The organism is Curtobacterium sp. AC268 (genome assembly GCF_979258745.1).
In genome coordinates, this window is sequence record NZ_OZ409878.1 from 3617909 (window position 1) to 3639273 (window position 21365).

Below are 21365 nucleotides of genomic sequence, written 5' to 3' on the forward strand. Positions count from 1 at the left end.
ACGCCCCGGTCAGGGCAGGAGCGAACCCGCGTGGCGGAGGACGAGCGGGTGGACGAGCTCCTGTGCAGCGATGCCCGGCGCACCCGTCACCGTGAAGGTCACCGACTCGCCGGGGAGCAGGGACACCAACCCGTCGTCGACGCGGGCGGCCGCATCCACGCGGTCGGGGAACAGCGAGACGTCACGCGCGTAGGCCGTCGCCGTCACGGTGACCGCCGCGCCGTCGTCCGTCGCCGACACGACCGTGGACAGGGGCGAGGGCTCGAGCGCCTGGTCGACGACCTCGGCGAAGTCGTGCACCGTGCGGGTGCCGGCTCCCGTGACGACGAGGACCTCGGAACCGGGGTCGCCCGGTACCGCGAGCGACGACGGCAGCTGCACCCGGGCGGCATCGGCGGGGTCGGCCGCGAGCGTGAACGACGACGACTCGAGTACGGTGCCGTCGAAGGCGACGCGGGAGACCGTGACCTCGTCGGCGACCGACGCCCCGGACGCGTTGACGAGGACGACGTCGAGCCCACCCTGGCCACCGGACGACAGCTGCACGGTGAGCAGCACGGGCTGGTAGGCCTGCCGGACGGCGTACCAGACGGGCTTCCGGATGCCGGCGTGGTCGACGAGCGCCCAGGACACCACGGGCCAGTCGTCGTTCAGCTGCCAGACGACCATGCCGGTGTTGTCGGGCGTGCGGGAGCGGAACCACTCCATGCCGAAGCGGATCGCGTGCGCCTGGTTGAGCTGCGCGGCGAAGTGCCAGTCCTCGATCGAGGCCGGCTCGGGCAGGTGGCCGCGCATGCCGTCGGCGAGCTTCCGGTTGCCCTGGTCGGCCTTCTGGTGCACGAGCATCTCGTGGCCGTCCGGGTCGAGGGGCTCGTCGTGCACCACCGCGGTCAGGGTCGACCACGCCGGCGGGCCCTGGAACCCGAACTCGGCGACGAACCGCGGCTCCCAGTCGGCGTAGGCGCGGTAGTCGAGCCGGTTCCAGACGTCCCAGATGTGCACGCTGCCGTTCCGCTGGTCGTTCGGCGTCAGGTACTCGTCGAACGAGAACGGGCTGCCCGGCGTGTACGGCCGGGTCGGGTCCAGCTCGGAGACGACCGACGGCAGCAGGGAACGGTAGTAGCCGTTGCCCCAGGTCCGGCCGACGAGCGACGGCCGCCAGCCCCACTCGGCGTAGGCGACGAGGTTCTCGTTGTTGCCGTTCCACACCACGAGCGAGGGGTGCGGGCTGAGGCGGGTGACGGCCTCGCGGACCTCGGGCTCGACCTCGTCGGCGAGCCAGGGCTCCTCGGCGTAGGCGGCACAGGCGAACAGGAAGTCCTGCCACACCAGGACGCCGAGCTCGTCGCACCGGTCGTACAGGTCGTCGGACTCGTAGATGCCGCCGCCCCAGATGCGGAGCAGGTTCATGTTCGCGTCGATCGCGTCCTGGATCCGGTCCGCGTACCGCTCGGGTGTCATCTCGGTCAGGTAGGCGTGGTCGGGGATCCAGTTCGCCCCGCGCACCATCACCGGACGGCCGTTGACGCGGAGCAGGAACGGCGCGCCGCCGGCGTCGGCAGCGGTGTCGAGCGTGACCGTGCGGAAGCCCACGCGGCCGGTCCACACGTCGTCGCCGACCTCGACCCGGACGTCGTACAGCGGCTGGTCGCCCTCGCCGCGGGGCCACCAGACGGCAACGTCGGGGACCTCGAGGCGGACGGTCGCGGCGCCGTCGAGGACGGGGCGCGCGCCGACGACCCGGCCGACGGTGTCCGGGGTGTCACCGGGACGGACGGGAGGCTCGGTGTCGGAACCCGGGTGCCCTGCGGACGCGTGGTGCGGGGCCAGGGTGATCCGGGCCTCCAGACCGCTGCCAGCGGAACCGTCCGCGGACGCGACGGGCGCGCTGCCGATCGCCTGCGAGAAGGAGCCGGTGGACCCGGCATGCTCGACGTCGACGTGGGCCGTCAGCACCCCGGTGGTGCCGTCGAGGTCGACGAGCGGGCGGACGGCCGCGATGCGGACGCCGCTCCAGGACTCGATGCCGACCGACTTCCAGATGCCGCTCGTGGCGACGTCGACGCCCCAGTCCCACCCGAAGTTCGACGCGTTCTTGCGGAGCGCGTTGTAGGGGTGGTGGTTGACGTGGGGCAGCTCGCCGCCGTGCAGTGCGGACAGACGCTCGGCTGCGGGGACGGGCGCGTCGAACGTGACGACGAGCTCGTTTGTGCCCGATCGGAGCAGATGCCCGACGGGGAACCGGTACGAACGGTGCTGGTTGGCGGTGGTCGCGACGACGATGCCGTTGAGCTCGATCGTGGCGAGGGTGTCGAGGCCCTCGGCGACGAGGTCGTGGCGGGTCTCGTCTGGCGCTGCCCAGTCGAACGTGCGGCGGTAGCGCCAGACGGTGTCGCCGATCCACTGGGTGGCGGCCTCGCCGTCGCCGTCGAACGGGTCGGGGATCCGGCCGGCCCGCAGCAGGTCGGTGTGCACGCAGCCGGGGACCTGCGCCTCGACCGGTTCGCGGTGCTCCGCCGACTGCTCGGGACCGGTCACCGCCTCGAGGGTCCACGTGCCGTCCAGGGTGGTCCGCTCCATTGCGTCTCCTCATCGTTACGGGGCCGTGACCCGACCCCTTGACCACCTTAGTTTACGCGTGTAACAATCACGCTCACAACGTGGACCCTGCGACGACGCAGACCGAGAGGACAACGATGTTCAACCCAACCCGTTCACGGCTCGCCATCGGCGGCGCCGTTCTCCTCGCAGCCGGCCTCGCGCTCAGCGGCTGCAGCTCCAGCGGCACCGCCAGCACGAACGACGCCGCTGCCTCGACCCTGGTGGCGTACACCGGCCAGTCCGGCGACTACCAGATCAACTTCAACCCGTGGTCACCGTCCAACATCGGCGGCGTCGGCACGATCTACGAGTCGCTCTTCTTCATCACCAACGTCAACACGAAGGACCCGAAGCCGCTGCTCGGCAAGTCCTACGAGTGGAACGAGGACGGCACGCAGCTCACCATCACGCTGCGCGACGGGGCCACCTGGAGCGACGGCGAACCCTTCACCTCGAAGGACGTCGTGTTCACGCTCGACATGCTCAAGAAGCAGAAGGCCCTGAACTCGATCGGCTACGACGGCACCGCGAAGGCCGAGGGTGACGACAAGGTCGTCGTCTCGTTCGACAAGCCGTCGTTCGTGCTCGGCCCGAACCTGCTCGGCAAGACCTGGATCGTGCCCGAGCACCTGTGGAAGGACATCGACCCGACCACCGACGTCGTGCGCGAGCCCGTCGGCACCGGCCCGTACACGCTCGGCACCTTCAAGGCGCAGGCGTTCACCCTCGAGGCGAACAAGAAGTACTGGGACGGCGCCCCGGCCGTGAAGACCATCCGCTACCTGTCGCTCTCCGGCAACACCGCCGGCGCCGACGCACTGAAGCAGGGGTCGATCGACTGGCAGACCGGCCCGGTGCCGAACATGGACGACATCCCCGCCAACTACAACGGCTACGACGGCATCACCGTCGGCCAGAACCAGATGGCCCTGCTGACCTGCTCGAACACCGACCTGGGGTGCGCCGGCCCGCAGACCGACCCGGCGGTCCGCCACGCGATCGCCGACGCCATCAACCGCAAGCAGCTCAACTCGCTGGCGTTCGAGAACACCGCGAGCGAGATCTCGCCGACCTTCGCGCTCACCACGACGCAGAAGGACACCATCTCGAAGGACATCGAGCCGGCCGTGATGCCGGAGACCGCCGACACCGACGCGGCCGCCTCGACCCTCGAGGACGCCGGGTGGGAGAAGGGCTCCGACGGCATCTACGCCAAGGACGGCAAGAAGCTGTCCCTGACGGTCGAGGTCGTCACCGGGTGGACCGACTACATCACCGCGATCGACACGATGACGCAGCAGCTCAAGGCCGCGGGTATCGAGCTCAAGGCGCAGCAGTCGTCGTGGAACGAGTGGACCGACAAGAAGACCAAGGGCAACTTCGAGCTCGCGATCGACTCGCTCGGCCAGGGCCCGACGGCGAACCCGTACTACCTGTACAACAACTACTTCACGACGGCCAACACCGCGAAGGTCGGTGAAGCGGCCCCGATGAACATCTCGCGGTACAGCAACCCCGACGTCGACAAGGCCATCGCGAAGCTCGCCACGATCAACCCCGAGGACACCGCGGCGACCCAGCCCGAGCTCGACACGATCCAGGAGCACATCGTCGAGGACCTGCCCTACATCCCCGTGATGACCGGCGGTACGACGAGCGAGTTCCACGCGGCGAAGTTCACCGGCTGGCCGACGAAGGACGACCTGTACGCGTTCCCGGCGGTCTGGGCGAGCCCGGACAACGCCGAGATCTTCAAGGCGCTCAAGCCGGCGAAGGGCTGACACCGATGGGATCGCGACCGAGGGGCACTCGACGATGACCTACTTCCTGCGCAAGATCGGCTTCTACGTCGTCGCACTGTGGGCGGCCCTGACGCTGAACTTCATCATCCCCAGGCTCCTGCCCGGCAACCCGGTGGACATCCTGCTCGCCAAGCTCCAGCAGCGCGGCGGGCAGGTGACCCCGGCGACCCGGGAGGCGTACGAGCTGCTCCTCGGTGGCGATTCCTCGGAGCCGCTCATCTCCCAGTACGGCCACTACCTGGTCAACGTGTTCCGCGGTGACCTCGGCGTGTCCGTCAGTTACTTCCCGGCACCCGTCACCGAGGTGATCGGTAGTTCGCTGCCGTGGACCATCGCCCTGGTCGGCATCGCCACCATCGTGGCCGCGATCATCGGCGTCGGCCTCGGGGCCTTCGTCGGGTGGCGGCCCGGCACCTGGCTCGACTCGTTCGTGCCGGCCACCACCCTGCTCGCCGCGGTGCCGTACTTCTGGCTCGCGCTGATCCTGGTGTACTTCTTCGCCACCGGACTCCACCTGTTCCCGGCACAGGGCGGCTACGACGTCATCCTGACGCCCGGGTTCAACTGGGACTTCATCGTCTCGGCGGTGCAGTACGGCGTTCTGCCGGCGGTGACGATCGTGCTCGCGTCGCTCGGCGGCTGGCTGCTCGGCATGCGCAACATGATGGTGTCGACGCTGTCCGAGGACTACATCACCACCGCGCAGGCCAAGGGGCTGTCCGACGGCAAGATCCTGCGGAACTACGCCGCCCGGAACGCCGTGCTGCCGTCCGTCGCCGGGTTCGCGATCTCCCTCGGGTTCATCGTGTCCGGCTCCGTCGTCACCGAGCAGGTGTTCTCGTACCCGGGCATCGGGTCGAAGCTGCTGTCCGCCGTGACGAACAACGACTACGCGCTCATGCAGGGCATCTTCCTGTTCATCACCCTGGCGGTCCTCGGCGCGAACCTCGTCGTCGACCTGCTGTACGGACTGATCGACCCGCGCACGCGGGCCCGGAGCTAGGGGAGGAGACGACCATGACCAACATCCAGCAGGAGACCGAGCCCACCATCGGCGCGCTGACCGAGGAGGCCGACAGCACCACGTCGATCGCCACCCGGCGCGCGTCGAAGGGCGGCATCCGTCGGTTCCTCCCGACCCTCACCCCGTGGCTCGTCACGGGCATCGCGCTCGTCGCCGGCGTCACGCTGTTCGGGGTGATCGGACCGCTGCTCGTCGGCGACCCGACCACCATCCGCGACACCGGGCTGCAGGGGCCGAGCGGCTCGAACGTCCTCGGCACCACCCAGACCGGTCAGGACGTCCTGGCGCAGCTCGCCTTCGCCACCCGGGGCAGCCTGCAGATCGGGCTCATCGTCGGCGTCCTCGCCACGGTGCTGTCCGCGTTCTTCGGCATCCTCGGCGCCTACCTGGGCGGGATCATGGACGAGGCGTTCTCGCTGTTCTCGAACGTGTTCCTCGTCATCCCCGGCCTGCCGCTCGTCATCGTCATCTCCGGCCTGGTGCCGCGTGAGGCCCGCGGGCTCTGGACCATCGCGGTCGTCCTGGCGATCACGTCGTGGGCCGGGTCCGCGCGGGTGCTGCGGGCGCAGACGATGTCGATCCGCAACCGCGACTACGTGTCCGCCGCCCGGGTCGCCGGCGAACGGCCCTGGCGGGTCATCGCCGTCGAGATCCTGCCGAACCTGCTGCCGGTGCTCGCGTCGCAGTTCGTGTTCGCGGTGATCGCCGCGATCCTCGGGGAGGCGGGGCTGTCGTTCCTCGGGCTCGGGGCGTCGAACTCGTCGACGCTCGGCACGATGCTCTTCTACGCCCAGAACGGCTTCGCGCTGGCGAACGGCGCCTGGTGGTGGTTCGTGCCGCCGGGCCTGCTCATCGCCCTGCTCGGCATGGGCCTGTCCCTGGTGAACTTCTCGATCGACGAGGTCATCAACCCGCGACTCGCGAACGTGCGTGCGCAGCGACGGCGCGACCGTCGTGCGAAGCGTGCGGCCCGCTCGGGAGGCCCGACCCGCGTCGCCACCGCCGGTCACGACACGAAGGGGGTCGCCCGATGAGCGCCACCGACACCGCACGACCGGTCACCTCCGACGCCACGGGCGACGGCCGCCGGCCGGCCGTGCTGACCATCGACCACCTCGACGTCGTCTACGAGACCGAGCACCCCGTGCACGCCGTCAAGGACGTCTCGCTCACCCTGGCGCCCGGCGAGATCCTCGGGCTCGCGGGGGAGTCGGGCTGCGGCAAGACGACCCTGGCGTACGCCATCACCCGGCTGCACCGGCCGCCGGCGAAGGTCACGTCGGGCAGCATCACGTTCCACGACCGCGACGGCACCGACGTCGACCTGCTCGGTCTGCCGCACGAGCAACTCCGGGCCGTGCGGTGGTCGAAGCTGTCGATGGTGTTCCAGGGGGCGATGAACGCGCTCAACCCGGTCACCACCATCCGCGCCCAGCTCGACGACGCCCTGGTCGAACACCGCAAGGGCATGCCCCGCAAGGAACGTCGGGCCATCGCCGAGGACGCCCTGCGCCGCGTCGGCGTCGACCCGTCCCGCATCACCGCGTACCCGCACGAACTGTCGGGCGGCATGCGGCAGCGCGTGATGATCGCCATGGCGATGCTGCTCGAACCGCAGATCATGATCATGGACGAGCCGACCACCGCGCTCGACGTCGTGGTGCAGCGGGAGATCCTGCGCGAGATCGTCCGACTGCGGGACGAGCTCGGGTTCGCCGTCGTGTTCATCACCCACGACCTGCCGCTGCTGCTCGAGATCAGCGACCGGATCGCGATCATGCTCCGCGGCGAGGTCGTCGAGTGCGACCGTGCCAGCGTGATCCAGCACGACCCGCAGCACCCGTACACGCGGAAGCTGCTGCAGTCGTTCCCGAGCCTGTCCGGAGCCCGCGGCGCGTTCATCCGCACCGGGGTCGAGGACGGCGCCGAACCCGAGACCGACACCCGGGCCGTCGTGGTCCAGGCAGCACAGGAGACGGACCGATGACCAGTGTGACCGTCAGCCACCTCGGCAAGGACTTCCACACCCGCAAGGGCCTGAAGCGCACCACCCTGCGGGCCGTCGACGACGTGTCGTTCGACCTGCTGCCCGGCCGGACCGTCGCGCTGGTGGGGGAGTCCGGCTCGGGCAAGTCCACCATCGCGCGGATGCTCGCCAAGCTCGAGACCAGGACGCGCGGCTCGATCGACGTGCGGCTCGAGGACGGCACCCCCGTCGAGGGCAGCATGTACCGGCGGCACGTGCAGATGGTGTTCCAGGACCCGTTCGCCTCGCTCAACCCGTTCCACTCGATCGAGCACCACATCGCCCGGCCGCTGCAGTTGCACCACCGGGCCCGCGGCGCCGACGAGACCGCCGACAAGGTGCGGGAACTGCTCGGCCGGGTGAACCTCGACGAGGACTTCGCGTCGCGGCGGCCGCACGAGCTCTCCGGCGGGCAGCGGCAGCGCGTCGCCATCGCCCGCGCACTCGCTCCGGGCGCCCAGGTGCTCATCGCCGACGAACCCGTGTCGATGCTCGACGTCTCGATCCGCCTGAGCGTGCTCAACCTGCTCGGCCGGCTGCAGCGCGAGGACGAACTCGCCGTGCTCTACATCACGCACGACCTGGCGACCGCGCGGCACTTCTCCGACGAGATCCTGGTGCTCTACCGAGGCCGGGTCGTCGAGCGGGGACCGTCGGACGCCGTCATCCTCGACCCGCACCACGACTACACCCGGCTGCTCGCCGAGGCCGCCCCCGACCCGGAGCGCACCGAGCGCCGGATCACCGCGGGGCCGCCGCTCGACCGGACGAAGATCGACAACACCACCTGCTACGACCACACGGTCGGGGACTGGGTGTCGAGCGAGCCCGCACCGGTCGGGGCGCGATGAGCGACGGGTTGACGTTCGTCGACTGGGTCACCGACGGGTTCGCCGCACGGTTCCGGGTCGGTGCGGACCAGCCCGCGGCGCTCGTGTCGTTCGTGCCGGCTGGCGGAGCGCTCGCCGGCGGCACGCTCGCCGACGGGCCGGACGACCCGCAGCCACTCGTCGAGCTGACGACGATCGGGCACGGGCGGTTCCCGGGCGGGTTCCGGCACGTGGACTCCACCATCGGGGCGCGACTGCGCCCCGTGTCGCACCACGCGCACGACGACGGGACCGACCTGTGGTTCCGGATCGTGCAGGTGGACGCGGCCACGGGCCTCCAGGCCGAGTCGGTGTTCCGGGCGCGCGCCGGCGTACCGGCGTTCCAGACGTGGACCGAGGTGTCGGCCGAGCACGGCGAGCACGTCGTCGACTCCGTGTCGTCGTTCGCGACCGGGGCGTTCCTGACCGACTCGGGCGCCAGCGTCGACGAGCTCGCCCTCGTGCACGCCGACAACGACTGGGCAGCGGAGAGCCGGTGGCGGACCGATCCGCTGCGTGACATCGGGCTTGCGCGCATCGACCGGGAGGCCCAGCACCACCCTCCCCGCAGCCGCGCCGTCGTGCAGAACCGCGGCTCGTGGTCGACCGGTGAGGCGCTGCCGATCGGGGTGCTGCGGGCGGAGGACGCTGTGTCGCTTCCGTACGCGCTCGTCTGGCAGGTCGAGCACAACGGGCCGTGGCTGTACGAGCTCGGGGAGACCCGGCGGCACGCGTACCTGCTGCTGAGCGGCCCCACCGACCAGGAACACCAGTGGACCACCGTCGTCACGCCCGAGCAGCCGTTCACCTCGGTGCCGGTGTCCGTCGGGATCGCCGGGTCGATCGACGACGCCTTCGTGGTGCTCACCCGGCAGCGTCGGGCGTTCCGGCACGTGCGGGAGGCCGACCGTGCCCTGCCCCTGGTGTTCAACGACTACATGAACACGCTCATGGGCGACCCGACCACCGAGAAGCTCCTGCCGCTCATCGACGCGGCCGCCGACGCCGGAGCGGACCTGTTCTGCATCGACGCCGGCTGGTACGCCGAGGGGCACTGGTGGGACACCGTCGGAGCGTGGGAGGAAGCGGCGTCGCGGTTCCCGACGGGGCTCGAGGCCGTCATCAACCACATCCGTGCGCGCGGCATGCAGGCCGGCCTCTGGCTCGAACCCGAGGTCATCGGCATCCACTCGCCGCTGGCCTCGACCCTGCCACCGTCCGCGTTCGTCGAGCACCACGGGGTCCGGGTCGCGGAGCACGGGCGGCACCTGCTCGACCTGCGCTCGCCGGAGGCCCGCGCACACCTCGACGCGGTGGTCGACCGGCTCGTCGGGGAGCTCGGGGTGACGTTCTTCAAGATGGACAACAACACCATGACGGGGCCGTTCGCCGGGATGCTCGACCACCAGCGTGCGCTGCTCGACTGGCTCGACGCGGTGCAGGAGCGGTACCCGGCACTGCTCGTCGAGAACTGCGCCTCGGGAGCGATGCGCGCCGACTGGGCCGTGTTGTCCCGCCTGCACATGCAGTCGACGTCGGACCAGCAGGACCCGGTGTTGTCCGCCACGATCGCCGCCGCTGCTCCCGCCGCGATGCTGCCCGAGCAGGCGGGGAACTGGGCCTACCCGGCGCCGACGATGGACCCGGAGCTGTTCACGCTGTCGCTCGTGAACGGGGTGCTCGGGCGGATGTACCTGTCGGGGTACCTGAACGAGATGTCGTCGTCGCAGCGGGCGGTGGTCGGTGACGCCATCGCGGCACACCGGCAGGTGCTGGACGTCGTCGAGGCGTCGGTCCCGGTCTGGCCCCTCGGGCTGCCCGCCTGGGAGGACCCGTGGGTCGCGCTCGGCCTGCACGCCGCCTCGGGCGATCTGTACCTGTCGGTGTGGTCGCTGCCCGGTGCGTCGGCGTCGGTGTCGTTGCCGCTGCCGGCGTTCGCCGGGCAGGGGGTGGTCGTCGAGCCACTCTTCCCGACGGCACTCGGGTCGTGGTCCGTGGCGTGGGACGCCGCTTCGGGCTCGCTCGAGGTCGCGAACGGCGGATCGACCCCCACGGCGCGGGTGCTCCGCGTCCGGTCGCAGGAGGCGGACGCGGGGGCCTGAGCGGGCGCGCGTCGCGATGGCAGGGCGCGCGCTGGAGCGGACGGGAGGCACGGTGCGGGCAGGCACCGTGCCTCCCGTTTCGTCGGTGGTCGCGTCCACGGCGCGCGGGACGCGGGTTCGTGTCCGCGCGGTGACGGTTCTGGTTCAGGATCCTCGGGGATCGTGAACCCGAACCGTCAGGAGCGCTGCAGAACGGGGTCTCCGGTCAGGCCTGGTCCTCGTCGTCGGGGCGTCGCGGAGCGCGGAGGCGCAGGGTGGCGCCGAGGCCGATGACCAGGAAGCCGGCGGCGGAGAACGCGGCAGCGCGGGTGCCGTCGGAGAACGCGTCGGCGGCGTCGGCACGCGTGGCCCCGTCGAGGCCGGAGATGGCTCCGCCGGAGGACTGCACCACGGCGTCGGCGATCTTCGTCGCGGTGGCGGCCGGGGTGCCCGCGTCCTGCAGACGGTGCTCCAGGATGCTGCCGGTCGAGGTGAACAGGACGGTGCCGAGGACGGCGATGCCGAGCGCCGAGCCGATCTGGCGCGCGGTGCTCTGGGCACCGGACGCCTCACCGCTGCGTTCGACCGGGACGTCCTGCAGCACCACACCGGTGAGCTGGGCCGTCGCGAGCCCGACGCCGAACCCGTAGACGAACAGGCACGGCACGATCGCCCACCACGGCGTCGACGACGTCACGACGAACCCGATCGCGGCGACCCCGACGACCTCGGCGCCGATGCTCATCCGGACGATCGGCAGTGCTCCGACGCGTTGCCCGACCGTCGCGGCGAACCCACTCGCGACGAACGACCCGATCGCCAGTGCGAGCAGCACGAAGCCGGTCTGCAGGGCGGAGTACCCGAGCACGTTCTGCAGCCAGAGCGGCAGCGACAGGATGATGCCGAACTCGCCGAGCGACACGATGAGCGCGGCGACGGAACCGTTCCGGAACGAGCCGATGCGGAACAGGTCGAGTGCGATCAGGGTCGAGCGTCCGGCTCGCTGCCGGCGCAGGGAACGGACCACGAAGGCGGTTCCGGCAGCGACCGCGATCACGAACGCGACCGGGATCGGGGAGACCGGGCCGTCCCACGACCACGAGCCGATGGTGAGCGGCGTCGACGACGGGGTCCACCAGCCGTAGGTGCGGCCCTCGATGAGCCCGAACACCAGGGCGGCACTCGCGACCACGGACAGCAGCGCTCCGACGAGGTCGATGCGGCCGGTGTGCCGGGCATCCCGCGACTCCCGCACGGCGACGGCGAGCCCGACGAGGATGACCGCGACGATCGGGACGTTGATGCCGAAGGCCCACCGCCACGAGAAGTCCGTCGTCAGCCAGCCGCCGAGCAACGGGCCGACCGCGACCATGCCGCCGATCGTCGAGCCCCACACGGCGAACGCGATGCCGCGCTCCCGGCCGGTGAACGTCGCGTTGAGGATCGAGAGCGTGGTGGGCAGGACCATCGCGCCGCCGATGCCCTGCAGCACGCGGGACACGACGAGGAGCTCACCGGTCGGCGAGAGCGCGGCGAGCACCGACGCCACCGCGAACACGATGACGCCGGTGGTGAGCAGGCGTCGGCGGCCGAACCGGTCGGCCACGGACCCGAAGACGAGCAGCAGGGCGGCGAACACGAGCGTGTAGCTCTCCTGCACCCACTGCACCAGGGTCGAGCCGATGTCGAGGTCGGCGACGATGCTCGGGATCGCGACGTTGACGATCGTGGAGTCGACGATGATGAGCGCCACGGCGAGGCTGATCACGACCAGGCCGAGCCAACGACGACGGTCCGGCGTGGTGGGTGGTGCTGCGGCGGGAGCGCGCATTCCGGTGGTTCCTCTCAGATGATCAGCATGCTGACGACCTGACGGTACACCCGCTTCCGATGACCGGCGGACCGGGGACTCACGGCAGGAGCTGGAGCTCCATCGCGCGGGTCACGGCACGGGTGCGGTCGTTCACGCCGAGCTTCTCGAAGACGTGGCCGAGGTGGGTCTTCACCGTGGCCTCGCTGAGGAACAGCGCGCGGCCGATCGCCGGGTTGCTGTTGCCCTGGGCGACGAGGCGCAGGACGTCGAGTTCGCGCGGGGTGAGCGACGGGCCGGCCGCGGCGGGGAGCGTGCCCGTCGCCCGGCGGACGAGCGCCGCGGCCGCAGAGGGCGCGAGCGCGGTCTCGCCCCGTGCGGTCGCCCGGACGCCGGCGAGGATCTCGGACTCGGGGGCGGCCTTGAGCAGGTAGCCGGTGGCGCCGGCCTCGATGGCAGCGAGGATCTGGTCGTCGGACTCGTACGTGGTCAGGATCAGGACGCGGACGCCGGGGTCGGCGGCGAGGATCTCCGCAGTCGCCGCATCGCCGTCGAGCACGGGCATCCGGAGGTCCATGAGCACGACGTCGGGGCGTTCGGCCAGCGCCACCGTCACCGCCGCGCGGCCGTCGCTCGCTTGACCGACGACCTCGACGTCGTCGGCGTCCTGCAGCAGGGCCACGATGCCCGACCGGACGATCGGGTGGTCGTCGGCGACCACGACGCGGATCACCGGGTCACCTCCGCGACGGGGTGACGATCGGCGGACGGGAGGCTCGGCTCGGGTCCGGTGGGCAGGCTCGCGTCGACGACGGTGCCGCCGCCAGGGCTGCTCGTGATCGTGCAGGTACCGCCGGAGAGCGCCAACCGTTCGTGGAGGCCCCGGAGACCGTGCCCGGCCGTCGGGACGCCGGTGTCGAAGCCGACGCCGTCGTCGGTCACACGGACGCCGACCCGTTCGGGCGCGTGCTGCAGGACGATGCGGACGGAGCCGGCGTCGGCGTGGGCACGGATGTTCGCGAGGGACTCCTGGACGACCCGGAGCAGCACGACCTGGGCATCGCGGTCGAGCGGGCCGTCGGTCGCGTCCACGGCAACGGGCGTGCCGGTCTCGCGGGTGTAGCGCTCGGCCAGGCGGTGCAGGGCCCCGGCCAGGCTGCCGCTCGTGGCACCGGCGACCCCGGCGGCGATGAGGGCGCGGGAGTCCTCGAGCGCCGCTCGCGCCGACTCCTCGAGGACCGCCAGCCGTTCGTCGAGCGCGGCACCGCGGTCGTTCGCCAGGTCCTTGCGGGCACGTTCGGTGAGCATGACGATGCCGGCGAGGTTCTGCGCGACGGTGTCGTGGATCTCGCGGGCCAGGCGCTCCCGTTCGCTCGCGACGCCCGCGCTGCGGTGGGCATCGGCGAGGGACTGCTGCGTGGCGCGGAGTTCGTCGAGGAGCTGGCGGCGCTCCTCGGACAGGCCGGCGACGCTCGAGATCCACACGCCCATCGCGCAGGCACCGATGACGCTGATGCCCTCGATGAGCACGGTGCTGACGAGGGCGTCCGGGCCGCCGGAGACCTGCAGGCCGATGCCGCTCGCGATGCCGACCGCGACCGAGAGCAGGACGGCGGTGCGGACCCGTTCGGACTGCACCCAGACGAGCGGGAACGCGATGCACTGCACGAACGCGGTGCTCGGCACGACGGCGGGCAGCACCAGGGCGGCGACGAGGACCAGCGGCAGGAAGGCCGCGGCGGCACGGGGGCTGTCGTAGCCGCGGTGGCCGAACACGGCGTAGGCGACGACGAGCACCACGACCGCGGTGTAGGCGGGCCAGCGGGTACCCCACGGCGACCACCCGAACACGGTGATCACGGCGGTGAGGAGCATCGTGCCCGCGAAGAAGACGTGCAACCACCGGTTGCGCATCCACGTCTCGCCGTTCATGTGCCCAGCATCCCACCAGCGGGGCGTCATCAGGCGTCCTTGCGGTTCCACCGGAACGTCAGCAGGCAGGCCACCGTGCCCAGGACCAGCCACGCTGCCAACACGAGGGCTCCGAGGCCGAGGTGCCACGCGCCTCCCGGCTCACCCGACTCGAACGCACCCGGCAGGAAGACGGACCGCATGCCGGACGCCATCCAGCGCAGGGGGAAGACGGAGGCGACGTCCTGCAACCAGGTGGGGAGCTGCGTGAAGGGCAGGTAGACGCCGGAGATGAACTGCAGCACCAGCACGATCGGGACGATGGTGGCGGTGGCGCGCCGGCCCTCGCGGGGGAGCGCCGAGACCGCGATGCCGAGGACGCAGCTGGTGGCGATGCCGAGGACGATCACCCCGGCGAAGACACCCCAGTTGCTCGCGTCGGTCGGCAGGTCGACGCCGAACACCAGGCTCGCGATCGCCAGCAGCAGGGCGGTCTGCACAAGCGTGGTGACGAGGACCATGCCGATCTTGCCGACGAAGTACGACAGGACGGGCAGCGGTGTGCCGCCGAGGCGCTTCAACGTGCCGTCGCTGCGCTCGCCGGCGATGTCGACGCCGAGCGACTGCGTGCCGGAGAGCAGGATGCCCGTCGCGACCAGGCCGGGCAGGTAGTAGGTGGCGTAGTCGACGCTGACGTCGGGGCCGGCCTGGATGTCGGCGGCGCCGGAGAACGCCACCGAGAACAGCGCCAGCATGATGATCGGGAACAGGAACGTGAAGAAGACCGCGTCGGGAGCACGGAAGTAGGTGCGGATCTCGTACGAGATGCGGCTGGTTGCTGTCTTCATTTCTGTCCCACCATGTCGAGGTAGACGTCCTCGAGGGACGGACGGATGACTTCGAGGTCGTGCATGGGTGTGGTGCTGCTGCGGATGAGCGCCGTCGGGTCGGTCGTGCGCTCGTCGTGGTGTCCGCCGTCGTCGTCACGCCAGCGGACCCGGGGCGTGCGGGCCTCGGCGCCGCCGATCTCGTCGATGGGTGCGAGGTCGAGGAGCTTCCCGTCGGCGATGACCGCGGCCCGGTCGGAGAGCTGCGCGGCTTCGTCGAGGTAGTGCGTGGTGAGCAGGATCGTCGTGCCCTCGTGCTGCACCTGGCGCAGGAGGTCCCAGAACTGCCGGCGGGCCTCGGGGTCGAAGCCCGTGGTCGGTTCGTCGAGGAACAGGACCTCGGGTCGGCCGATGATGCCGAGCGCGACGTCGACGCGGCGGCGCTGGCCTCCGGACAGTCCGCTGATGCGGGTGTTGCGCTGCGTCTCGAGCCCCGTCGCGGTGAGGAGTTCCTCGGTGCTGCGGTGCTTCGGGTAGAGCGTCGCGAAGTGGTTCAGCTGCTCGGCGACGGTGACGTTCGGGGACTCCGCGCTGGTCTGCAGGACGATGCCGATGCGTGCGTTGTGGCTACGGCTCGTCCGGGCGGGGTCGTGGCCGAGGACGCGGACCTCGCCGGCGCTGCGGGAGCGGTACCCCTCGAGGATCTCGACCGTCGTGGACTTGCCGGCACCGTTCGGGCCGAGCAGAGCGAAGGTCTCGCCACGTTCGATCGTGAAGGAGACGTCGTCCACGGCGCGTTTGCCGGTGGCGTACTGCTTGCCGAGGTGCTGGACCTCGATGGCGGGGGACTCGGGCATGGGTCCAGCTTCGCCGCCGTGGCGCCGTGGGGGATCGGCCGGGGCGGTGGTCTCGGCATCGTCCGATCGGGGGATGGTGCGATGTGAGCGCTTTGTCTTGACCTTGGCCATCTCGTGTCTGCAGCTGTATCGAAACTGGCCAAGGCGTCGACGGCCACGGCTGACCTCGTTGCAGGAACCAACAGATGCCGATCGCTCCGCTTCACCGGATCTCATTCGCATCGCAGTTGCATGCATAATCGAGGTGTGCCGTACCCCATGTGGAGTTACTTCCCCCGGAACGCCAGACCCGAGGAATGGGCGCTCGGACTTGTCGAGAGCGTCGAGCGAAACCGCTCGACGCTCGATACGACCGAGGTATCGAGCGAGAGCGTCACCAAATTGACGAGTGACGCCGTTCTCGAGGTCTTGCGTCCTGCGATGGAGGAGCTCGGCTTCAAGGTCGAGTCGGGGAAATCCCGAGGTCAACGGATTGAGCGACCCGTGCTCTTCGGAGACAACGGTCGACCCGAAGTGAAGTACGAGATTGACGCGTTTCACGATGAGCTCGGTATCGCGGTCGAAGTCGAGGCGGGGCGAGGTGCCATGAGCAACGCTGCTTACCGCGACATCATCAGGACCTCTCTGCTTCTCGATGCAAACTACTTCGTCCTGATGATGCCGATCGAGTACCGGTACCAGTCCAGCGGCCGCGTCCTGATGACTGAGGCGTTTGCGAAGACCAGAGATCAGTTGTCCGCGATCTACGCATCCCGCCGCCTGCGCCTTCCATTCGCCGCGGTCTTGCTCATCGGCTACTGAATCGTCCGGCCCCTGGTCGCGTCAGGTTGCGTCAAGCAACGTGCGCGTAGACCGGGAGGATGCAGGTCGTCGGAGTCGAACAGTTCGGAGGGCCCGAGGCCCTCGCCGTCCACGAGGTGCCGGAGCCGCACGCCGGTGCGGGGTCCGTGCGGATCCGGGTGCAGGCGTTCGCCGTGAACCCGACCGACACGGGGGTGCGTGCCGGGCAGCGGGACAGCTCGCAGGCCTCGCCGCCGTACGTGCCGGGGATGGACGCCGCCGGCGTCATCGACGAGGTCGGGCCCGACGTCACCGGATGGCAGGTCGGCGACGAGGTCATGGCGATGGCGTTGCCGCTCAGTGCCCACGGTGGCGCCTACGTGCAGGAGCTCGTCGCGCCGGTGGGGTCGTTCGTGCGGATCCCTCGCGGGACGTCGATCGACGCCGCGGCGACCGTGCCCATGAACGGGTTGACGGCGTTGCAGATCCTGTCGCACGCCTCGCTCGCGCCGGGGCAGACGCTCGCCGTGACTGGAGCCGCTGGGCTGCTCGGGAACTACGTGGTGCAGCTGGCGAAGGCCGCCGGGCTGACGGTGATCGCGGATGCTGCTCCGGCCGACGAAGCACTCGTCCGGTCGCTCGGGCCGGACCACGTGGTGCCGCGAGGTGCTTCCTTCGCCTCCGCTGTCCGTGAGCTCGTGCCGGACGGGGTCGACGCGCTCGCCGATGCTGCCGTGCAGCGCGATGAGGTGGTGGACGCCGTTCGGGACGGGGGAGTGTTCTTCGACGTGCGGGGGTGGCAGGGGAACGGGGCTCGGGGGATCGAGTTCGTGCAGGTGATGGTGTTCTCGGAGTACCGGTCGTTCGACAAGCTCGAGCAGCTGCGGCACGCGGTGGAGAGCGGGACGTTGACGCCGCGGGTCGCCGAGGTGCTGCCGGCTGCGCGGGCTGTGGAGGCGCATGAACGGTTGGAGGCCGGGGGGACGCGGGGGCGGTTTGTGTTGACGTGGTGAGTTGATGACGCGGTGATGGACGGGAGGCGCGGTGCCGGTTGGTGCCGCGCCTTCCGTCGTTCGGCGGCGAGGCTCTCGTGCTTCGCCCACGTCGAGTAGATGCTCAACCGGCAGGCGGCCCGACAAGACAGTCAGAGCGTGTGGGCTCCTGTGGAGGTCAGTCCGACCAAGACCGCGCCTGTGCGCTCAGCACCGAGCGTGCGGCTCTGAGCGCAGCGCGAGAGCTCGCGGCCCCCTGAATGTTGATCGGCGGATCCCATTCGCGGATGATGAGCGCCTCTAGCGAGCGGAGAGGCGCAGCCAACTCCGCGGGCTTTGCCGACGCGGACAGCAGGAGGTGTTTGTGCATCCACGTGGTCAGACGGAGGTCATCGTCCGAGCGCAGAGCGTAGTTCGAGAAGTGCCCGGGCTTCTCGACGTTCCTCGGGATGGCCCGGAAGCCCAACGACGGTGCCAGGAGTGCTGCGAAGGAGCGGCGCACCGTGGACGAACCCGTCTTCGAGGCCGAACTACTCCCCGCGGCAAAGTGCGTGTCGATCTCGCGTTTGCGAAGGCTGTTCTCGGCCTTGCCGACGTAGAGCGGAGTGAGCGGCCCCCGCCACTCGATTCCGAGTTCTGACCAGGTTTCTTCATCAGACCAGACCGCATAGAGACCCGGACCGGTCGGCATCCGCTCGGCCGACGTGACCGGGAATGGGTCGGCTCTCAGGGCCTGCTTCGCATCGTCCAGATGGACCTCGAGAGAGTCAGAGCTCATGAAGAAATCCTAGGCATTGCCCGCGGCCAGCGGTTGGACGGGCCGATCACGAGAGCGAGCGCACGCAACCGTCGATGGCGCGCGGCTCGTCGGTGTCGCTCTTGCGTGATCCCGAAGGGATATCGCAGTTTTGGCGCAGGCGTTGCCGCACTGGTCGATGGAGGGATGCGCGTTCCCATAGGCTCCTGCGGGCCGACTAAGTGCCGGTGGCGCGCCTGCGCAGAAGAAACGGGGAGAGCATGGCCGACGAGGCTGTTCGGTACCAGACACGCACGGTCAAGTGCGTCCGGGGGATGGAATCTCGCACAGCGGCACGCTGGGAGCAGGACGGGTGGGAGGTTGTTTCTCAGAAGCAGGGACGCCTTCAGTCTGAGCTCGAGATTCGGCGGCCGATGCGGAAGATCTCTCGGCGTGCTCTCGTCATCGGTGGCGGCGTCGCGTCAGCACTCGTCGTCGTGATTGTCCTCGGGGCGACCGGAGTCTTCGGGAGCGACAGCAGCGAGAACGACACCCGAGCGGGAGGTGTTTCGACGACAGCGACGGCTCCTTCGAGGACGCCGACGCAGTCCTCCGCTCCAACTCCTGCGGCGGAAACGAGCGCTGACCCCGCGGTCATCACTGCCGCGAATACCCCGCAGTTCGCTTCGCTGTTACAGCTCGGGGAGTACTGCGATTCCTCGATCAGCGCGTTCGCAAACGACTACAAGGGTCGCACAGTTGCTTTCGACGGCTCGATCCTAAAGATGAACAATCACGGCAGCTACGCCACTCGGTACGACATCCTTATCGGGGCAGACGATCCCACTGCGAGCGAGGGCCGAGGTCCGGCCTTTCAGTTCGAGGACGTCAATACGACGCTCGATCTGCACTACGTCGGCGACGTGCCCGACACCATTGGCGAGGGAACGAATGTTGCTGTGACCGCGAAAGTCGCCACCTACGACTCGGACCAGTGCCTGCTCCGGCTCGTGCCCGTCCAGACAGCAATCCGCTGACCGCAGCCGTACAGTGCACTGGTGAACACGCCTGGCTTGCCGTTCGATCCGTCAGCGCTGTCCGTCCGGCAGCTGCTCGCCACGTCCGTCGCGGTGATCGAGGAGCTGCTGCATCGTGGATTGGTCCGCACGCGGAACTCACCGCTCGGCGACCCCGCGGAGTCGATCGCGCTCCGGGCCTACGGTGGAGTACTGGCTCCGAACTCCGAGAAGAGCTACGACCTCCTCGCCGATGACGGCCGGCGCATCCAGGTGAAGGCCCGGCTCGTCGCCCCGACTGACCGACGCAGCCAGCAGTTCTCGGCGTTCCGGTCCTGGTCGTTCGAAGCTGCGCTGTTCGTACTCTTCGACGCACGGACGTACGACATCATCTGGGCTCGGGAGCTGTCCGGTGCTGAAGTGCAGAGTCTTGGCCGGCGTGTAGAACACACCAACTCGTCTGCTGTGCTCGTCCGACAAGTTGCCTCTGCCGGTCAGGAGGTGACAGAGGCGATCGCGGCGGCGTTCGATCGGCTCGACGATCCCGCTTGAAAAGCATCGCCCGGTCACCACGCGCGCGCTTGCAGTCACTCGAAGTCTGCAATGTTCCCCGTGCCACAGTTCGACTGCACCTCGATTGACACCCGTCGAGGGCTTGCGTTTATCGAGATCGACTCGACCGCGTGTCCGGTGGTGACAGCTGACCAGAGCGGCCGCCCGTCGTCGATCGTGTCCTGGCGAATGCTCACGTCGTAGTCGGCCTGCTTCCACGTCGTCGCGACCGTGCGGATGGGTGATTCCGGGTCTCAAGTGCCGGCACGCTCCTGGTCCCAGGAGTACGTGACGCCTGCACTGCCTTCAGCGGTCGAGCACTCCGACAATGCGGGCTCGTTCGAGAGCAGATTCCAGCCGCCGCCAGCGGCATCGATGGTGTGCTGGACCATCGCGACCATGTCGTCTCGGACCTGAGCGGCGTCCATCGCTCTGTCGTCTTGGTCGTTCGCGCACCCGGTGAGCAGCGAGAGAGCGCCGACCGCAGTCAGGGCAGCTGTCGCTCTGTGTTGTCTCATCAGTCGCCGACGATATCGGTGTGTGCTCAACCGACAAACCATCGTCGTTCCAGCGACCGCGCGCTGCTCCGCTCCGGACGCCCACCCACAGGCCGTCCCGGGCCCGGGTCATCCCCGCGTAGAGTTCGCGGCGCCCCGCTCCCGCTGCCCCCGCTCCCGCCGCCCCGCTCCCGCCGCCCCGCTCCCGCCGCTCCCGCCGCCCCGCTCGGTCTCCGACGGGTTGTCCGGAGCAGCATCGAGCAGCCGGGGATCGACGTGCGCCAGGAGCACCTGCTTGAAATCGAGGCCCTTCGCGCGCTTCACGGTCCCCACGCGGACCGCGTCGGAGCTCCGTCCCGAGTACTTCTGCAAGGAGACGCTCGGGATGCCCGCACTTCCGAGCGCCCCCATGACGTCGTCCGCCTGCCGGTTCGTCGCCGTGAGGATGCCGACGTCACCGTGACCGGTCCCGACCAGCCGAAGAACCTCAGTCAGCCGGTCGAGCATCACCAGGTCGTGGCCGGCACGACTGGTGAACCGCGTCATCGTCGGAGCAGCACCGGAGCGTGAGACATCGGGCACCGCGTCACCGACCCCGTCGACACCCTCGATGTCCACGAACTGGTCGTCCGCCACCATCTCCTACGCGAAATCGAGGATCTCGGCTCTGTTCCGGTGGTTGACGTTGAGCACGACGCCCCAGCCTGACAGGTTGATGCCGACCTCGCCGAGCGTACCCGCCGCGGTAGATCGTCTGCTGGCCGTCGCCGATGAGCGTCAGGCCGTCGGTCCGATCACCCACGAGCTGGTGCACCAGCGCGACCATCGCGCAGGACAGGTCCTGCGCCTCGTCCACGATGACCGCGTCGTACCGCTTGAGCGGCACCGCACGGACCGCATCGCGAGCGAGCAGCGCGCTGTTCGTCGTCGTCGTCGCATCGAGTAAGCTGATATAAAATCGCTATACCGGCGGAAACGGTGGCG

The 21365-nt window shown here is 69.7% G+C and carries 20 protein-coding genes; 10 read left to right on the forward strand and 10 right to left on the reverse strand.

All coding sequences use genetic code 11. The features are described 5' to 3' along the window. Positions 1–9: 9 nt before the first annotated feature. Entirely contained in the window at positions 10–2580 is a 2571-nt protein-coding gene (locus ACZZ9K_RS17175) for a glycoside hydrolase family 2 protein (protein ID WP_463444691.1), read from the reverse strand. A gap of 116 nt (positions 2581–2696) precedes the next feature. Here ACZZ9K_RS17175 and ACZZ9K_RS17180 point away from each other — a divergent pair, with 116 nt between their 5' ends. Genes ACZZ9K_RS17180 through ACZZ9K_RS17205 form a run of 6 tightly spaced genes read left to right on the forward strand, consistent with a single transcriptional unit; the run spans position 2697 to position 10424 of the window. After that, positions 2697–4382 carry an ABC transporter substrate-binding protein gene (locus ACZZ9K_RS17180; protein WP_463444692.1) on the forward strand — a complete coding sequence of 562 codons (1686 nt, stop codon included), beginning with the start codon at positions 2697–2699 and terminating at the stop codon, positions 4380–4382. A 34-nt stretch (positions 4383–4416) separates the two neighbouring features. Continuing rightward, the gene (locus ACZZ9K_RS17185) at positions 4417–5406 is read left to right on the forward strand and encodes an ABC transporter permease (protein ID WP_071247140.1); all 990 of its coding nucleotides are present in this window, start codon (positions 4417–4419) and stop codon (positions 5404–5406) included. Positions 5407–5420: 14 nt separating this feature from the next. Then, a complete protein-coding gene (locus ACZZ9K_RS17190; protein WP_084741308.1) occupies positions 5421–6461 on the forward strand; it encodes an ABC transporter permease in 1041 nt (346 codons plus the stop codon). Then, entirely contained in the window at positions 6458–7414 is a 957-nt protein-coding gene (locus ACZZ9K_RS17195; protein ID WP_194622258.1) for an ABC transporter ATP-binding protein, read from the forward strand. Before ACZZ9K_RS17190 ends, ACZZ9K_RS17195 begins: the two co-directional genes overlap by 4 nt. Continuing rightward, a complete protein-coding gene (locus ACZZ9K_RS17200; protein WP_111023915.1) occupies positions 7411–8304 on the forward strand; it encodes an ABC transporter ATP-binding protein in 894 nt (297 codons plus the stop codon). The genes ACZZ9K_RS17195 and ACZZ9K_RS17200 overlap by 4 nt, the downstream gene beginning before the upstream one ends. Beyond that, positions 8301–10424 carry a glycoside hydrolase family 36 protein gene (locus ACZZ9K_RS17205; RefSeq protein ID WP_463444693.1) on the forward strand — a complete coding sequence of 708 codons (2124 nt, stop codon included), beginning with the start codon at positions 8301–8303 and terminating at the stop codon, positions 10422–10424. Before ACZZ9K_RS17200 ends, ACZZ9K_RS17205 begins: the two co-directional genes overlap by 4 nt. Positions 10425–10629: 205 nt before the next feature. Here ACZZ9K_RS17205 and ACZZ9K_RS17210 read toward each other — a convergent pair whose 3' ends face one another. The 5 genes from ACZZ9K_RS17210 to ACZZ9K_RS17230 form a co-directional block, all read right to left on the reverse strand. Then, positions 10630–12234 carry a DHA2 family efflux MFS transporter permease subunit gene (locus tag ACZZ9K_RS17210; protein ID WP_463444694.1) on the reverse strand — a complete coding sequence of 535 codons (1605 nt, stop codon included), beginning with the start codon at positions 12232–12234 and terminating at the stop codon, positions 10630–10632. Between the two features lie 79 nt (positions 12235–12313). Beyond that, a complete protein-coding gene (locus ACZZ9K_RS17215; RefSeq protein WP_412148066.1) occupies positions 12314–12946 on the reverse strand; it encodes a response regulator transcription factor in 633 nt (210 codons plus the stop codon). Further along, entirely contained in the window at positions 12943–14145 is a 1203-nt protein-coding gene (locus tag ACZZ9K_RS17220; RefSeq protein ID WP_463444695.1) for a sensor histidine kinase, read from the reverse strand. The genes ACZZ9K_RS17215 and ACZZ9K_RS17220 overlap by 4 nt, the downstream gene beginning before the upstream one ends. Positions 14146–14174: 29 nt before the next feature. Further along, entirely contained in the window at positions 14175–14972 is a 798-nt protein-coding gene (locus ACZZ9K_RS17225; protein ID WP_463444696.1) for an ABC transporter permease, read from the reverse strand. Next, positions 14969–15808, reverse strand: coding sequence for an ABC transporter ATP-binding protein (locus ACZZ9K_RS17230; protein ID WP_463444697.1), 840 nt, complete (start codon positions 15806–15808; stop codon positions 14969–14971). The genes ACZZ9K_RS17225 and ACZZ9K_RS17230 overlap by 4 nt, the downstream gene beginning before the upstream one ends. Before the next feature lie 246 nt (positions 15809–16054). Here ACZZ9K_RS17230 and ACZZ9K_RS17235 point away from each other — a divergent pair, with 246 nt between their 5' ends. Both ACZZ9K_RS17235 and ACZZ9K_RS17240 read left to right on the forward strand, forming a co-directional pair. Beyond that, a complete protein-coding gene (locus tag ACZZ9K_RS17235; protein WP_463444698.1) occupies positions 16055–16609 on the forward strand; it encodes a hypothetical protein in 555 nt (184 codons plus the stop codon). 59 nt (positions 16610–16668) lie between these two features. After that, positions 16669–17601, forward strand: a complete 933-nt coding sequence (locus ACZZ9K_RS17240; protein ID WP_463444699.1) for an NADP-dependent oxidoreductase — start codon at positions 16669–16671, stop codon at positions 17599–17601. A gap of 157 nt (positions 17602–17758) precedes the next feature. On the opposite strand, the gene ACZZ9K_RS17245 is transcribed toward ACZZ9K_RS17240, so the two are convergent. Then, entirely contained in the window at positions 17759–18358 is a 600-nt protein-coding gene (locus tag ACZZ9K_RS17245) for a GIY-YIG nuclease family protein (RefSeq protein ID WP_463444700.1), read from the reverse strand. Positions 18359–18597: 239 nt separating this feature from the next. Between ACZZ9K_RS17245 and ACZZ9K_RS17250 the strand changes: the two genes are divergently transcribed. After that, positions 18598–19353, forward strand: a complete 756-nt coding sequence (locus tag ACZZ9K_RS17250) for a DUF4839 domain-containing protein (RefSeq protein WP_463444701.1) — start codon at positions 18598–18600, stop codon at positions 19351–19353. A gap of 93 nt (positions 19354–19446) precedes the next feature. Beyond that, the gene (locus ACZZ9K_RS17255; RefSeq protein ID WP_463444702.1) at positions 19447–19884 is read left to right on the forward strand and encodes a DUF6998 domain-containing protein; all 438 of its coding nucleotides are present in this window, start codon (positions 19447–19449) and stop codon (positions 19882–19884) included. Between the two features lie 254 nt (positions 19885–20138). On the opposite strand, the gene ACZZ9K_RS17260 is transcribed toward ACZZ9K_RS17255, so the two are convergent. From ACZZ9K_RS17260 to ACZZ9K_RS17270, 3 genes are all read right to left on the reverse strand, one after another. Then, the gene (locus ACZZ9K_RS17260) at positions 20139–20312 is read right to left on the reverse strand and encodes a hypothetical protein (protein ID WP_274008283.1); all 174 of its coding nucleotides are present in this window, start codon (positions 20310–20312) and stop codon (positions 20139–20141) included. A 198-nt stretch (positions 20313–20510) separates the two neighbouring features. After that, positions 20511–20999 (reverse strand): hypothetical protein, encoded by a 489-nt coding sequence (locus tag ACZZ9K_RS17265; RefSeq protein ID WP_463444703.1) that lies wholly within the window; start codon positions 20997–20999, stop codon positions 20511–20513. Next, positions 20968–21267: a UvrD-helicase domain-containing protein gene (locus ACZZ9K_RS17270; protein WP_463444704.1), complete on the reverse strand. Its 300-nt coding sequence runs from the start codon at positions 21265–21267 to the stop codon at positions 20968–20970. The genes ACZZ9K_RS17265 and ACZZ9K_RS17270 overlap by 32 nt, the downstream gene beginning before the upstream one ends. Positions 21268–21365 lie beyond the last annotated feature (98 nt).